The sequence below is a fragment of the Microbacterium sp. Au-Mic1 genome, from assembly GCF_021341785.1.
In the GTDB taxonomy this organism is placed as follows: domain Bacteria; phylum Actinomycetota; class Actinomycetes; order Actinomycetales; family Microbacteriaceae; genus Microbacterium.
Genome location: NZ_JAJTTF010000006.1, coordinates 289,276 through 303,460 on the forward strand (window position 1 = coordinate 289,276; position 14,185 = coordinate 303,460).

General features: G+C 68.9%; 11 protein-coding genes. 6 read left to right on the forward strand and 5 right to left on the reverse strand.

All coding sequences use genetic code 11. The features are described 5' to 3' along the window. Window positions 1-20: 20 nt before the first annotated feature. Genes LXM50_RS10610 through LXM50_RS10620 form a run of 3 tightly spaced genes read right to left on the reverse strand, consistent with a single transcriptional unit; the run spans window position 21 to window position 5,366 of the window. A complete protein-coding gene (locus tag LXM50_RS10610; protein WP_233311288.1) occupies window positions 21-674 on the reverse strand; it encodes a GntR family transcriptional regulator in 654 nt (217 codons plus the stop codon). 19 nt (window positions 675-693) lie between these two features. Beyond that, window positions 694-1,299 (reverse strand): SGNH/GDSL hydrolase family protein, encoded by a 606-nt coding sequence (locus LXM50_RS10615; RefSeq protein ID WP_233311289.1) that lies wholly within the window; start codon window positions 1,297-1,299, stop codon window positions 694-696. Further along, window positions 1,290-5,366: an Ig-like domain-containing protein gene (locus tag LXM50_RS10620; RefSeq protein WP_233311290.1), complete on the reverse strand. Its 4,077-nt coding sequence runs from the start codon at window positions 5,364-5,366 to the stop codon at window positions 1,290-1,292. The genes LXM50_RS10615 and LXM50_RS10620 overlap by 10 nt, the downstream gene beginning before the upstream one ends. 235 nt (window positions 5,367-5,601) lie before the next feature. On the opposite strand from LXM50_RS10620, the gene LXM50_RS10625 reads away from it, so the two are divergent. After that, window positions 5,602-6,669, forward strand: a complete 1,068-nt coding sequence (locus LXM50_RS10625) for a PLP-dependent cysteine synthase family protein (protein ID WP_233311291.1) — start codon at window positions 5,602-5,604, stop codon at window positions 6,667-6,669. Between the two features lie 184 nt (window positions 6,670-6,853). Next, window positions 6,854-7,363: a glycine cleavage system protein R gene (locus LXM50_RS10630; protein WP_233311292.1), complete on the forward strand. Its 510-nt coding sequence runs from the start codon at window positions 6,854-6,856 to the stop codon at window positions 7,361-7,363. A 249-nt stretch (window positions 7,364-7,612) separates the two neighbouring features. Here LXM50_RS10630 and LXM50_RS10635 read toward each other — a convergent pair whose 3' ends face one another. Together LXM50_RS10635 and LXM50_RS10640 are read right to left on the reverse strand one after the other, a co-directional pair. Further along, window positions 7,613-8,626 (reverse strand): aldo/keto reductase family protein, encoded by a 1,014-nt coding sequence (locus LXM50_RS10635; RefSeq protein ID WP_233311293.1) that lies wholly within the window; start codon window positions 8,624-8,626, stop codon window positions 7,613-7,615. Between the two features lie 97 nt (window positions 8,627-8,723). Next, complete coding sequence (locus tag LXM50_RS10640; protein WP_233311294.1) at window positions 8,724-9,401, reverse strand: FadR/GntR family transcriptional regulator; 678 nt, start codon at window positions 9,399-9,401, stop codon at window positions 8,724-8,726. A gap of 167 nt (window positions 9,402-9,568) precedes the next feature. Here LXM50_RS10640 and LXM50_RS10645 point away from each other — a divergent pair, with 167 nt between their 5' ends. The 4 genes from LXM50_RS10645 to LXM50_RS10660 are packed head-to-tail and all read left to right on the forward strand — an operon-like array spanning window position 9,569 to window position 14,031. Continuing rightward, window positions 9,569-10,786: an aminotransferase class V-fold PLP-dependent enzyme gene (locus tag LXM50_RS10645; protein ID WP_233311295.1), complete on the forward strand. Its 1,218-nt coding sequence runs from the start codon at window positions 9,569-9,571 to the stop codon at window positions 10,784-10,786. A gap of 56 nt (window positions 10,787-10,842) precedes the next feature. Next, window positions 10,843-12,156 (forward strand): sugar ABC transporter substrate-binding protein, encoded by a 1,314-nt coding sequence (locus tag LXM50_RS10650; RefSeq protein WP_233311296.1) that lies wholly within the window; start codon window positions 10,843-10,845, stop codon window positions 12,154-12,156. 4 nt (window positions 12,157-12,160) lie between these two features. Next, window positions 12,161-13,141, forward strand: a complete 981-nt coding sequence (locus LXM50_RS10655) for a carbohydrate ABC transporter permease (RefSeq protein ID WP_233311297.1) — start codon at window positions 12,161-12,163, stop codon at window positions 13,139-13,141. Then, window positions 13,138-14,031, forward strand: a complete 894-nt coding sequence (locus LXM50_RS10660) for a carbohydrate ABC transporter permease (protein ID WP_233311298.1) — start codon at window positions 13,138-13,140, stop codon at window positions 14,029-14,031. Before LXM50_RS10655 ends, LXM50_RS10660 begins: the two co-directional genes overlap by 4 nt. Window positions 14,032-14,185: the final 154 nt, after the last annotated feature.

The following is a 14,185-nucleotide window of genomic DNA, read 5'->3' on the forward strand; positions in this document are numbered from 1 at the left end:
CGCGCCGGGACGCGGGGCGCTCAGTCGCTCAGGAGCGTGCCGGCCGCGTGCGCGCGGAACAGCGCCGAGGCGGCCTCCGCGTCGCCTCCGTCGAGCACGTCGAGCAGGCCCTTGTGCCAGTCCGCGACCTCGTGCCAGTCGCCGGTGAAGGCCGGGTCGCCGAGTACGTGCATCACGCGGAGGCTCGGCTCGAGCAGATCCCACATGCGCGGCAGGTAGACGTTGCCGCTCGCCTCGATCACCGTGCGATGGAACACGAAATCGAGCTCGCGGAAGCCCGACAGATCCGACGACTCGGCGGCGGCGTGCATCTGGTCGATGAGTTCGATGAGCGCACCCCGTCGCTCGTCGTCGAGGGCTCCGCAGGCGAGCCGTCCGGCGAGCGCCTCCAGTTCGACGCGAGCGATCTTGGCCTGGGCCGCCTCTTCCGGCGAGTAACTCGCCACGAAGCTGCCCAGGTGCCGCACCTGCGACACCAGCCCCTCGTGCGCGAGCCGCTTCAGGGCGTCGCGCACCGGCGCCTGACTGACTTGGAGCTGACGCGCCAACTGCGACTCCACCAGCTGCTCGCCGGGAGCCAGCGTGGACTCCTTGATCATCGCCTTGATCATCGCGTAGATCTGATCCGACAGCAGCCCTCGCTGCAGGTTCGTCGAGGCCAGCGCATCCGTCATGCTGCTCATTCTAGATCCGTTATCGACTATCGCTAATGATGGACGCGGCCGTCCATGCGTCCGCGATCAGGCGGGATCCGACGGGGGTGGGGTGCACCCCGTCAGGAGCCAGCTCGGCCGGCGCCCGGTCGCGCGCGGCCGCCGCGAAGACGCCGTCCAGCGGCACGAACGCCGCGCCGAACTCCCCTGCGATCTCCGCCACGACGGCACGCTTCTCGTCGAGGTCGTCCCGCCACGCGCGCTGCTCCGGCGCGGGCGGCAGGAAGAACGGCTCCATCAGGATCAGCCGCGGCTCGTGCGCGGCCATGACGGCGTCGAGCAACCGCCGATACGTCGCCGCGTACCGCTCGGTCGGAGTCGGGTCAGCGCTGTCATAGCGGCGCAGCATCTCGTTCACCCCGACGAACACCGTCAGCAGCTCGGGCGCGGTCGGCATCAGCTCGGCGTCCCACCGCGCCGCGAGGTCCGCGACCCGGTTGCCGGCGATACCCAGGTTGCGCACTGTGGCACCACCCGCGATCAGTCCGGGCGCGAGCAGCGACACATAGCCGTCGCCGAAGGATCCGTGATCGGCGCGGTCGCGCCCCGCATCCGTGATCGAGTCTCCGATGAACGTCACGCGCATCGCGGCACCTCTTCCTCGTCCTGCTTGATCTTCGGCCGCACCGAGATGTCGAGCGTCGTGGTCTGGCCCAGATAGGAGATCGTCAGCGTCTGGCGCGGATGCACCTTGCGACTGTCGAATCCGCTCACCATATCCGCCGCGACCTGCGCGCTCGTGAGCGTGCCATCGCTCCAGCGCACGCCCACGACCATCCCGGTGACGTCGAGGTCGTCGCCGACCACGTAGCGAGTCTTCGGATCCGCGTCCGCGGCCCAGCAGATGCCCGTGACCGTCGCCGGCGGCGGGGTGGGGCGCACCCTCAGGCTGTTGGTCTTCGCGTAGTGATAGAGGTTGAAGAACCCATCCGCCCCGATGCGCAGGTTCTGCCGTGCGTCGAGGGTGTTCCACACCGTCTTCCCGTCCACCCGCAGCACCACCCGGGTGCCGCCGGCCTCCTTCACGGCGCCCACCTCGATGCGGTGCGTGCTGTTCGGCGCGATCACGGTGTTCGGGATGACGTCGAGCATGGTCTGGCCGGGCGACCAGCTCTGGAACTCGAACGTGTCCTCCTTGACGATCACGAGGTAGCCGGTGTTGGAGTTCTGCCAGGCCGGAATCCCGGTCTGATCGGAGCGAACCTGGAATCCGTACCAGCCGCCGTCGAAGGCGCCGAAGTCGGCGTCGAACTGCAGCAGACCGTCGCCGAAGCGTTCGGCCTTGTAGCCGTGCACGCCCTGTCCGCTGATCGTCACGCCCGTGTCGCCGACCGAGATCGCGTCGGACGCGCTCCAGTTCGCGCCGTCGGTCAGCTGCGCGTCGAGACGCACAGTCGGATACGTCGCGTCGACCACGGTCACGGCGACGGCGGCGGTCGCCGTCGGCTCGGCCACGCTGGCGGCCGTGATCGTGGTGGATCCGGCGCCGACCGCGGTGATCCGCCCTGCGGCATCGACCGTCGCGACGGCGGCGTCGGCGCTCGTCCACGCCACCCGCAGGTCGCTCGCATCCTCCGGCGCGATCTTCGCGGCGACCGACCGTCGTTCGCCCACGTTCATCGACACCGGTGAGGCGTCGACGGTCACACCCGTCACGGGCACGGCGGAGATCGAGAAGCCGATGTCGTCGAGATCCAGCGAGGGGTAGCCCTCGACGTAGAAGCCGACGCGTCCTGCCGCCCCCGGCGCGGGGTCCGCGCCGTCGAGTACGAGCTTTCCACCCACGGAGATCCTGACGCGTCCATCCTGCACCGCGATCCGCACGTGCGACGTCCTGCCGTCGGGCAGCGCCTGATCGACCGGGAGCACCTTCTCGGCGACGGCCTTCCAGCCGTCGTCGAAGACGGTCCACGTGGGCCCGGCGGCCGCGTTGCGGTAGCGGATGTATCCGCCGCCCTTGCCGTTGCGGTCGTAGATCACCAGGCCGGAGCCGGTGGCCGCGGGGCCGGCCGGAGTGGTGACGTCGAGGTCGAGCACGAACGAGGTGAAGTCACGCGGGAGCACGGCGTTCGCACCCTTGACGATCCGGTACACGTGGTCGCCGGTGCCGTCGTCGACGACCTTGCGGTTCGGATCCGTCGGCCAGCCGTTCGATCCCGACTCGAAGTCGGTGAAGTGCAGCACGCCGTCGCCCTCGTCGACCGTCACCGCGATCGTGGCCGTGAGCGCAGGGTTCGACGCGGCGGTCGCGGTGACCGTCGTCGCACCCGGAGCGGCGCCGGAGATGGTGCCGTCGGCGGAGACCGTGGCGATCGCCGGGTCCGCGGAAGCGTAGGTGAGCCTCGCATCGGCCGCGTTCCACGGGAGCGGCACCGCGGCCGCGCGCAGGTCGTGTCCGACGTCGACCCGCACCGCGCCGCTCTGGAAGGCGATGCCCTCGAGCGCCACCTTGTCGGGAGACCCGGACTGCCCGATCCGGCCCTGCACGCCGATCTTGTCGAACGCGATGGCCTGGAATCCGGGAATCTGCGAGAACACCGCGGCATCCGGCTTGAGCCGGTAGTCGCCCTTCGCCGCGTCGACGAAGCCCGGATCCGCCGTCGCCACCACGTTGCTGTCGTAGTTCAGCAGGTTCTTGCCGTCCTTGGCACCCTGGGCGTTGAGACCGGAGGGCTTGCGGTTCGGGTTCCACACCACGTTCTGGGCGAACGTGCTGTGGTTCGGGAAGTAGTGGTCGTCCTGGAAGAAGTGGCCCAGCTCGGGGTACTTCTCCAGATACGGCGTTCCGACGAAATCGTTGTTGTCGGCGAACACCTTCTTCCAGGCGGGCATGTAGTCGCGGTCCACCACGTTGCCCTCCTGGTTCCCCATCCACTGCTCGTAGTTGTCGTAGGGCACGAGGTTGTCGATGAAGATGTTGTTGCGCGCCTCGATGTAGTCGGCGGATCCGCTCTTGATGCCCGAGTTGCCCATGTTCACGAAGATGTTCTTCGTGATGGTGAGGTCCCACGTGAAGTTGTCCGCGTAGATCCCCTCGACGCCGGCCATGCCGACCCCGATGTCGTGGAAGTAGTTCTCGGTGAACACGTGACCGCGCTGCTGCGGGGTCTGACCGGAGTTCATGTAGATCGCGCCGAGATCGTGGAACTGCTTGCAGACGTCGTAGACCTCGTTGCGCTCGAACAGGTGGTCGTTGCCGTACACGATGATCCCCGGATGCGGAGCGTCGTGGATCTTGTTGTTCTTCGCGATGTTGCCGACCCCGTCGAACATCACTCCGGGGTTGTAGGCCTTGTGGTAGTAGGCGAAGTCGGCGATCTCGGAGTTCTCCACGCGGTTGCGGCCCGGGGCGAGCGTTGTCTTGTCGCCGCCCTGCAGCACGACGCCGATGCCGCCGACGTGGGTGAGCCTGCTGTCGGTCACGGCGTGGTCGGTGCCGCCGCGGTTCACCGGGATGCCGTCATAGGTGTAGCGTCCGGGCGAGTTGATGAGCACGCCACCGTCGGTGAAGTTGCGGATGTCGGCGTGCGAGACCGTGACATGCGAGCCGCCCAGGATGACGGCCGCCGTGGCACGACCGTACTCCATGGCGATGTCGTCGAACGTGACGTACGACGCACCGTCCGTGCGCAGCATCGGATCCTTCAGCGTCGTCACGGTGATGTCTCCGCGGCCGGCCGTGAAGGCGGCGTTCGGCATGAGATACAGCACGCCCTTGTCGCGGTCGATGTAGTACTCGCCGGGGGCGTCGAGCTCTTCGAGCAGGTTCTGCGCGAAGTGGAAATCGGGGAACCAGCTCTTCATGATCCCGCTCATCTCTCCGTAGCGCAGCGTGATCGTCTTCTTCTCCGTGTCGATCGACTGGATCTTGTTGTACGACCACTCCCAGCTGTACCCGAAGATGCCGTCGAGCCACACGTCGTCGGCCTGAGTCCAGTACTTCGGGCGGTCGTATCCGTAGGTGAACGTGCCGCCACGGTCCTGCAGGTCGGCGTCCTTGCGGGTCGGACCCGGATCGATGATGTCGCCCATCTGCACGGTGGGCTTGACCGCACCGGCGTTGGGCCAGCGGGCGAGGGTCATGCCCTGCCCTTCGATGTAGAGCTCCATGGGCGGCGTCGTGCTGACGTCGTTGGCCTTCCAGTAGCCGTGCCGGCTCAGCTGCCCGTAGTCGGTGAGGCCGAGCGCGCGCAGGTCGACCTGCTGCACGATGTCGCGCGCCGCCGGGTCGATGATGCGATCGCGCACCGCCTGGTCGGTCACGCCTGTGAAGTCGCCCTTGGGCAGCGTCCGTCCGCCGCTCAGCGTGGCGCGCTCACCCGGGTGCGACCGGTAGGTGATGGGCGCGTCGGCGGTGCCGGAGTCCTGCGCGTCGAGCTGGAACGACGCATCGCGCTGGTAGATGCCCTGGCGCAGGTACACCGTCGTGCCCTCGGCGGAGAGGGATCCGGATCCCCTCAGCGCGCGGATCCGGTCCCGCGCACCCTCGAGGGTGGCCAGGGGTGCATCGATCGCGCCGGAGGCGGCGTCATCGCCGCCGGGCGCGACGTAGAGGGCGCCGTCGTCGGCCGCCGCGGCGGCGACCGTGCCGCCGGCGGCGAGGAGGGTGCCGAGCAGAGCGGCCAGGGCGAGTGTCGTCAGTGCACGCTTCATCGCGTCTCCGAAATCTGGGGCGGTGCCTGTCTGGGGAGGGGACTGCGTCGTCGCTCCGCTCCAGGGGCCGGGCCCGCTCCCCCGAGTCATCGCGACTGAACGAGACACTACCGCAATCGATAATCGACTATCAAGCATCGATCTGCAATCGGCCTCCGGCGTCGACGTCCCGCACGCCTCGGGGAGCACGGCGCAAGGGCCACACGGGCCGGAGGGCCCGGCTACCCTCGTTGACATGACCTCCGACTGGACCGGATCCGCCATCGCACTGCTCGAGGCGGACGGGAACCGCAGCGCCGACACCCACCTGCATGTGTTCCCGCTGCCGGCGGAGTGGGGCATCGACCTCTACCTCAAGGACGAGTCGGTGCACCCGACCGGATCCTTGAAGCACCGGCTCGCACGGTCGCTGATCCTGTACGGGCTGGTGAACGGCCGCATCCACGAGGGCACGACGCTGGTCGAGGCCTCGAGCGGATCCACCGCCGTGTCCGAGGCCTACTTCGCACGGATGCTGGGGCTGCCGTTCGTGACGGTCGTGCCGCGCTCGACCAGCCAGGAGAAGATCGACCTCATCGAGTTCTACGGCGGGCGCTGCCACTTCGTCGACTCCGGCGCCGCGATGTACGCCGAGGCCGAGCGCCTCGCCTCCGAATGCGGCGGCCACTACCTCGACCAGTTCACCTACGCCGAGCGCGCGACCGACTGGCGCGGCAACAACAACATCGCCGAGAGCGTGTTCAGCCAGCTGAGCCGCGAGCGGCACCCCATCCCCAGCTGGATCGTCGTCGGCGCGGGCACCGGGGGGACGAGCGCGACGTTCGGCCGCTACGTGCGCTACCGCCGCCACGACACCCGCATCGCCGTCGTGGACCCCGAGGGCTCGGCCTTCTACGGCGGCTGGCGCAACGGCGATCCGTCGTTCACGACCGGCACGCCGAGCCGGATCGAGGGCATCGGGCGCCCGCGCGTCGAGCCGTCGTTCGTGCCCGGCGTGATCGACGAGATGATCCCCGTGCCGGACGCCGCGTCGATCGCCGCGATCCGGTTGCTCAAGCAGCGCACCCTGCACTGGGCGGGCGGATCCACCGGCACGAACCTCGTCGGCGCGTTCCAGCTCATCGCCCGCATGCTGCGCGGCGGCGAGCGCGGCAGCGTGGTCACCCTCATCTGCGACGGCGGCGCCCGCTACCTCGACACGTACTACTCCGACGACTGGGTGGCCTCGAAGGGGTGGGACCTCGCCCCGCACCGCGCACGCCTGGAGCACTTCCTCACGACCGGCGAGTGGACCGAGGGCTGAGCCACCCCGTCCGCGCGCGCCCCGGACGCCCGCGCCCCTGGTGGCCCGCGGTCTCCGTGGTCTCCGCGGCCCTACCTCTGGCCGCGAGACCGAACTCGCGTCCCGAAACCGACGTTCCTATCGTCGGTCTCGGGACGGAGGTTCGGTCTCGCGGTCAGAGGGCGTGCTCGCCTACGCTGGCGGCATGACCACGCTCATCCTCACTCTCGTCGGATCCGATCGTCCCGGTCTCGTCGCGACCGTCGCGCACATCGTCGACGAGCACGGCGGCAACTGGGAGAACAGCCGGCTCGCCGAGCTGGAGGGCACGTTCGCGGGCGTGGTCCAGGTGTCGGTCCCCGTCGAGCGGGTCGAGGAGCTGCGCGCGTCGCTCAGCGGCCTGGAGGGACTGCTCACGATCGCGGTGCATCCCGGATCCGGATCCGAATCGGCCGCGGCCGCGCAGGAGCTGTCGATCCGGGTGCTCGGCAACGACCGGGCGGGCATCGTGCGCGAGATCTCCGGCGTGCTCAACGAGCATGCCCTGAGCATCGAGAGCATGACCACCGAGACCCGCGACGCCGCGATGGCGGGCGGGCGTCTGTTCGAAGCGTCGGTCGTCGCGCGCGTGCCGGCGGATGCGGATCCGGATGCGCTGCGTTCCGCGCTGGAGCGGATCGCGCACGACCTGCAGGTCGACATCACCGTCGGCTGAGTCCGCGCACACCGAACCGTCTTCAGGCTGAATCCGGGGCCCGCCCGCACCCCGGGTGACGGCACGACCCGGCACGCCCTCCCTCGGGGTCGTCGAGCGAGGAGTCCGAAGGCGACCGAGACGAAACGCGGCACCCCGCGAGGGCACCGCGTTCCGTCTCGGTCCGGCTGCGCCGGTCCTCGCTCAACGACCCCGTCGGGGGCCACCGCATCGCGCCGTTCCTGGCTCAACGCCCCGTGGGGGGTCGCGTCAGACCAGGCGCTCCTTCGGAGACACGTCGTAGGTGTCCTCGGGGTCGTCGTTCACGACGCCCGCCAGCGCCCCGTCGATCGCGGCGAGCGTGTCGGCGTCGAGCACGACGCCGGACGCCTTGACAGTGTCGGCCAGCTGCTCGGGGCGGGACGCTCCGACGAGGGCGGCCGCCACGTTCTTGTTCTGCAGCACCCACGCGATCGCGAGCTGCGGCATCGTCAGACCGGCCGCCGCGGCGATCGGCTTCAGCCGCTGCACGGCCGTGAGGATGTCGTCCTGCAGGAGGCGCTGGATGAAATGCGCGCCCGAGTGCGGATCCGTCGCGCGCGAGCCCTCCGGCACCGGCTGGCCGGGCAGGTACTTTCCGCTCAGCACGCCCTGCGCCATCGGCGACCAGACGATCTGCGAGATCCCCAGCTCCTCCGAGGCCGGCACGACCTTGCCCTCGATCACGCGGTGCAGCATCGAGTACTGCGGCTGGTTCGAGATGAGCTGCACACCCAGCTGCTTCGCCAGGGCGTGGCCCTCACGGAGCTGCTCCGCGGTCCACTCGGAGACGCCGATGTACAGCGCCTTGCCCTGGCGGACGACGTCGGCGAACGCCTGGAACGTCTCCTCCAGCGGGGTCTCATAGTCGAAGCGGTGCGCCTGGTACAGATCGACGTAGTCGGTGCCGAGGCGCTTCAGGGATCCGTTGATCGACTCGAGGATGTGCTTGCGGCTGAGGCCGGTGTCGTTGGGGCCCTTGGGACCGGTCGGGAAGTAGACCTTGGTGAAGATCTCCAGGCTCTCGCGACGCTGCCCCTCGAGCGCCTTGCCCAGCACGACCTCGGCGGCCGTGTTCGCGTAGGTGTCGGCGGTGTCGAACGTCGTGATGCCGGCGTCCAGCGCCGCGTGCACCGTCTTGACCGCGGCGTCGTCCTCGACCTGCGAGGCGTGCGTGACCCAGTTGCCGTAGGTGATCTCGGAGACCTTCAGACCGCTGTTGCCCAGGTATCGGTAGTTGACCATGGCTCCAGCGTAGGCGTGACCGGACACAGTCCGGGCCGGATCCGCCTCAGGAGGTCACACGCGAGGCGCCTCCCGGGCGTCCGTCACCCTCACGAGGTCACTCCGACATCTGCTTGCGCAGCCAGTACTCGGTCTGGGCGACATGCCCTGCGGCCGCCGCCGACGCCGCGGCAGGATCGCGCGCGACCAGCCCGCGCGCGATCGCACGGTGCCCCGCGTCGGAGAGGATCTTGAGCTGCGCCGCATCGGCGTCGTCGAAGATCCGGTACTGCCGGGTGCGCGAGCGCAGCACCTCGAGGAGACTCGTGAGCGCCGCGTTGCCGGCGAGCTCGGCGATGCGCATGTGAAACTGGTGGTCCAGTCGCGACGCCTCGTCGTGGTCGGGACAGTCCGCGATCCGCTCGACGAGGTCGGACAGCTCCGCGAGCATCCCGTCATCCGCCCGCGCCGCCGCGATCGACGCCGCGTGCGCCTCCAGCGGACGGCGGATCTCGACGAGCTCCAGGATCGCGTCCAGGGGCAGCACGTCGACGGTCAGCGACAGGCCGCGGATGAGGTCGGCGGGCCGCAGGCTGCTCACATAGCTGCCCGATCCGTGCCGGGTCTCCAGCACACCGAGTGCGGAGAGCATGCGGATCGCCTCGCGCACCGACCCGCGGGACACGCCGAGCTGCTCGCCGAGCTCGCCCTCGCTCGGCAGCTTGTCGCCCGGCTTCAGCTCGCCGTCGGCGATGAGCGCGCGCAATCCGTGCAGGGCGGTCTCCCGAGCGCTCATGCTCCTCCTTCGATGTGCTCCCTCGAGTGTGCCGTTTCGCACCTTCGAGGGATAGTTGTTCTACGACTATGCGGAAACAAGATCGTAACAGTGGCATTCTCCCGGGTTTCATGCCAAAGTTGTGCGACAAGTTGACCACGCTCTCACCGTAAGGATCCGCGCACACCATGCCCGAAGCCGACACGACCGTCCGCACCTCACCCGTGCGCCTGGCCACCTTCGAGCGCGCCCGCGACGCGTGGCCGCTCGACCCGGCTATCGTGCATCTGAACCACGGATCCTTCGGCGCGGTCCCGAGCGAGGTCGTCGCTCTGCAGGACGCGCTGCGCCGGGAGGCCGATCTCAGCCCGATCGGCTGGTTCCCGCGGATCGCGGAGAAGGTCCAGGCCGCCCGCGCCGAGGTCGCGCCGTTCGTCGGCGCCGATCCCGCCGACACCGCCTTCGTACCGAACGCTTCCGCCGCGGCCACGGTCGTCTACAACGCCCTGCAGCTGGATCGGGATGACGAGATCCTCGTCACGGACCACGGCTACGGGGCGGTCACCATGGGCGCGGCACGGCTGGCCCGCCGGTTCGGAGCCCGCCTGCGCACGGTCGCGCTCGGCCTGCTGGACGATGCGGAGACCGTCGTCGCCCGCTTCGCCGAGGAGATCGGACCGCGCACGCGCCTCATCGTGGTCGACCAGATCACGTCCTCCACGGCCCGCCGCTTCCCCACGGCCGAGATCACCGCCCTCGCACACGAGCGCGGCGTGCGCGTCCTCGTCGACGGCGCCCACGCCCCCGGCCTGATCCCCGACGCGGCGGTCGTGGGCGGCGGCGACTGGTGGTTCGGCAACCTGCACAAGTGGCCGTGCGCTCCTCGCGGATCCGCCCTGCTCGTGACCCAGGCACCGGACCGCGACGAGCTCTGGCCCCTCATCGACTCCTGGGCCGCGACGGACGCGTACCCCGTGCGCTTCGACACCCAGGGCACGATCGATGCCACGACCTACCTCGCCACCCCTGCCGCGATCTCGTTCATCGAGCGCGAGCACGGCTGGGCGCGCACGCGCGACACCATCTCCGGGATCGCCGACGCGGGCGCACGGCTCATCGCGGCCGCCCTCGAACGCGCCGCCGACGAGCCGGCCCTGGTCGAGCTGCCGATGCCGGTGCCCTCGATGCGCCTGATCCGGTTGCCGCTCGGCATCGGCCGAACCCGCGAGGAGGCCGACGACTTGCGCATGCGCCTGTTCGACGAGGTCGGCGTGGAGACCGCCTTCACGAGCTTCGCCGGCTCCGGCTACTTCCGCCTGTCCGCGCACCTCTACTCCGAGGCCGCCGACTTCGAGGCCTTCGCCGAGCGCTGCGTGCCGCGGATCCTCGAGCTCGCCAGGCGCTGACCCGCCCTCCTCCTTCCCTGCACCCTCCTGCAACACCCCCAACGAAAGGAAGCCCTATGGTGAAGCGCACTCGATTCGCCTCGATCGCCGGGGTGGGCATCGTCGCCCTCCTCGCGCTCAGCGCCTGCTCCGGCGGAGCATCGAGCGGAAGCGGATCCGCCGACGGCAAGGTCACCCTCCAGATGGTGGAGAGCCTGACCAACCCCGACCGCACCAAGCTCATCCGCGGCCTGCTGGACGACTTCCAGAAGGCCAACCCGAACATCACCGTCAAGCTGGTCTCCCCGCCGACCGAGCAGGCCGACACCACGATCCAGCAGATGCTGCAGTCCGGCAAGGGCATCGACGTGCTGGAGACGCGCGACATCACGGTCGGGCCGTTCGCCAACAACCACTGGCTCTACGACATGACCGCCGACCTGAAGAGCTGGGACGGCTGGAGCGCGCTCACCGACAACGCCAAGAAGGCCGGCGTCTCCGATGGCAAGACCTGGTTCGTCCCTTACGGCTTCTACGGCCTCTCGCTCTTCTACCGCACCGATCTCGTGAAGTCCGCGGGCTTCGACGGGCCGCCGAAGTCCTGGAAGGACCTGCTCGACCAGGCCTCGAAGATCCAGGATCCGGAGAAGAACCAGTACGGCTACGCGTTCCGCGGAGGCAAGAACGCCAACTCGAACGTCGTCGCCGCGATCGAGGCGTACACGATCGACGACCTCGACACGTCGAACGCGTTCCTGCTCAAGGACGGCAAGACGATCTTCTCCTCGCCTGACGCGCAGAAGGGCGTCGACGACTACTTCGCCCTCTTCAAGAAGGCCTCTCCACCGTCGGCCGTGTCGTGGGGCTACCCCGAGATGGTGGCGGGCTTCACGAACGGCACGACCGCGTTCCTGCTGCAGGATCCCGAGGTCATCGCCACGGTCTCGGCGTCGAGCCTGAAGCAGGACCAGTGGAACACCGCGCCGCTGCTGACCGGCCCGAGCGGCAAGGCGGCGCAGCCGCTGGCCGTCGCCGGCTGGGGCGTCGCGCAGTCGAGCGCGCACAAGGACGCGGCCGTCAAGCTCGTCGAGTACCTGTCCTCGGCGAAGCCGGCCACCACGTTCGCGCAGAAGAACAGCCTCGTCCCGATCATCGCCGCGGCCGCCAAGGACCCGTTCTACTCGACCGGCCCGTGGACGAGCTACGTCACCATGACCGAGCACCCCGACACCTACGTCAACGTGCAGCAGCCCCGCGGGGTCTCGTGGTGGACGGAGTGGATCCAGAAGTCCGACCAGGACGTGCAGAGCGTGCTGCTCGGCAACATGACCACGAAGGAACTGCTCACCTCGTGGGACCAGTACTGGACTGACAAGTACAAGAAGGGCTGATGGCGTGACCTCGACCTCCGCCACCGAGCGCCCGGTCGGCTCCGCCGGCCGGGCCGCTCGGCCCGATCCAGCGCGGCCCGCCCCGACGGGCGCCGGGCGCCGTCGCACCACGTTCCGCGCCCGGCACGCGTTCACGATCCTCGCCTTCCTCGCGCCCGCGATCGTCTTCGTGTGCTGGTTCACCTACCTGCCGATGCTCCAGGGCGCGCGCATGGCGTTCCTGGACTACAACCTCTGGGATCTCACCTCGACGCCCTTCGTCGGCTTCGAGAACTTCGCGAAGGTCCTCTCGGATCCGGTGTTCCCGACCGTCGCGGGCAACACCGTGCTGTGGGTGATCGGATCCCTCGTCCCGCAGTTCGTGATCGGCTTCCTCATCGCGCTGGCCCTGCGTCAGCGGTTCCGCTTCCGCGGCGTCTACCAGGCGCTCGTCTTCTTCCCCTGGGCCGTCTCCGGGTTCCTCATCGGGATGCTGTTCCGCTGGATGTTCAACGCCGAGTTCGGCGTGATCAACGACCTGCTCATGAAGGCGCACGTCATCTCGGCGCCCCTGCCCTGGCTCGCGGACCCGAAGCTCGCGATGTTCGCGGTGATCGTCGCGAACATCTGGTACGGCGTGACGTTCTTCGCGATCATGATCCTCGCCGCCCTGCAGTCCGTGCCGGAGGAGGTGCTCGAAGCCGCGAGCCTGGACGGAGCCGGCAAGGTGCGCCAGCTGTTCTCGATCGTGATCCCGTACATCTCCACGACGCTGTTCCTCACGGTGCTGCTGCGGGTGATCTGGATCTTCAACTTCCCCGACATCATCTGGGCGATGACGGGCGGAGGCCCGGCGAACCGCACTCACATCATCACGACCTGGATGATCAACTTCACGCAGCAGGGCAACTACGGCACGGCGAGCGCACTCGGTCTCATCGTCGTCGCGGTGCTGTTCGTGTTCTGCGCGTTCTACCTCTTCGCGATGCGGAAGGCCAGCCGATGACCGCCACCATGACCCTCACGACCGGGCGCACCGGCTCGTCGCGCCCGGTGCGCTCCTCCCGTTCCCGGGTCACCGCCGGCGGCGTCGTCAAGGTGGTCGGGCTCGCGCTCTGGCTGCTGATCACCCTGTTCCCGCTGTACTGGATCGTGCTGACCTCGTTCAAGTCGCCGCAGACCGTGAACCGATTCCCGATCGAGTACTGGCCGTCCGAGCCCTCGGTGCAGAACTACGCGAAGCTCTTCTCCGACGCGAACTTCGGGGTGTTTTTGGCGAACTCGGCGGTCGTCGCCCTGATCGCCGGCGCCACGTCGACGCTCATCGCGCTGCTCAGCTCCTACGTGATCTCGCGGTTCGAGTTCCGCGGCAAGGGCGCGGTGCTCATCGCGTTCCTGCTGACCCAGATGATCCCCGCGTTCATCGCGCTCGGCCCGCTCTACACGGTGATGACCGACCTGGGGCTCGTGGACAGCAAGCCCGGACTGATCCTCGTCTACATCGCGGTGTGCATCCCGTTCTCGACGGTGATGCTGCGCGGCTTCTTCGAGAACGTCCCGGACGCCCTCGAGGAGTCGGCGATGATCGACGGCTGCTCGCGGCTCGGCGCGCTGTTCCGGATCCTCGTGCCGGTCATGACCCCGGGCATCATCGCCGCGTTCATCTTCAACTTCGTGAACTGCTGGAACGAGCTGTTCCTCTCGGTCGTGCTCATGCAGTCGGAGGAGAACCGCACGATCCCGGCCGCGCTGAACAGCTTCATCTCCACGTTCAACGTGGACTGGGGCTCGATGTCGGCCGCCGCGGTGCTCACGATCCTCCCGACGATGGTGCTCTTCGCCGTCGCCAGCCGCTGGATCGTGGCGGGCCTGACCGCGGGATCCGTCAAGGAGTAGCGGACACGAAAGGGCCCCCTCCGATCCGCTCGGAGGGGGCCCTTTCACGTCTGCTCAGATCCTGGCGGCCTCGGGCGAGGTGGGGTGCGCCGAGGACGGGGCCGGGTGCGCGGAGGCCGGAGCGGGATGCGCGGATCCGACGCCGGGATGGGCG

Coding starts and splice junctions, on each gene's coding strand:
- LXM50_RS10610 (WP_233311288.1), bottom strand. CDS start 674: ATGACGGATGCGCTGGCCTCGACGAACCTGCAGCGAGGGCTGCTGTCG.
- LXM50_RS10615 (WP_233311289.1), bottom strand. CDS start 1,299: ATGCGCGTGACGTTCATCGGAGACTCGATCACGGATGCGGGGCGCGAC.
- LXM50_RS10620 (WP_233311290.1), bottom strand. CDS start 5,366: ATGAAGCGTGCACTGACGACACTCGCCCTGGCCGCTCTGCTCGGCACC.
- LXM50_RS10625 (WP_233311291.1), top strand. CDS start 5,602: ATGACCTCCGACTGGACCGGATCCGCCATCGCACTGCTCGAGGCGGAC.
- LXM50_RS10630 (WP_233311292.1), top strand. CDS start 6,854: ATGACCACGCTCATCCTCACTCTCGTCGGATCCGATCGTCCCGGTCTC.
- LXM50_RS10635 (WP_233311293.1), bottom strand. CDS start 8,626: ATGGTCAACTACCGATACCTGGGCAACAGCGGTCTGAAGGTCTCCGAG.
- LXM50_RS10640 (WP_233311294.1), bottom strand. CDS start 9,401: ATGAGCGCTCGGGAGACCGCCCTGCACGGATTGCGCGCGCTCATCGCC.
- LXM50_RS10645 (WP_233311295.1), top strand. CDS start 9,569: ATGCCCGAAGCCGACACGACCGTCCGCACCTCACCCGTGCGCCTGGCC.
- LXM50_RS10650 (WP_233311296.1), top strand. CDS start 10,843: ATGGTGAAGCGCACTCGATTCGCCTCGATCGCCGGGGTGGGCATCGTC.
- LXM50_RS10660 (WP_233311298.1), top strand. CDS start 13,138: ATGACCGCCACCATGACCCTCACGACCGGGCGCACCGGCTCGTCGCGC.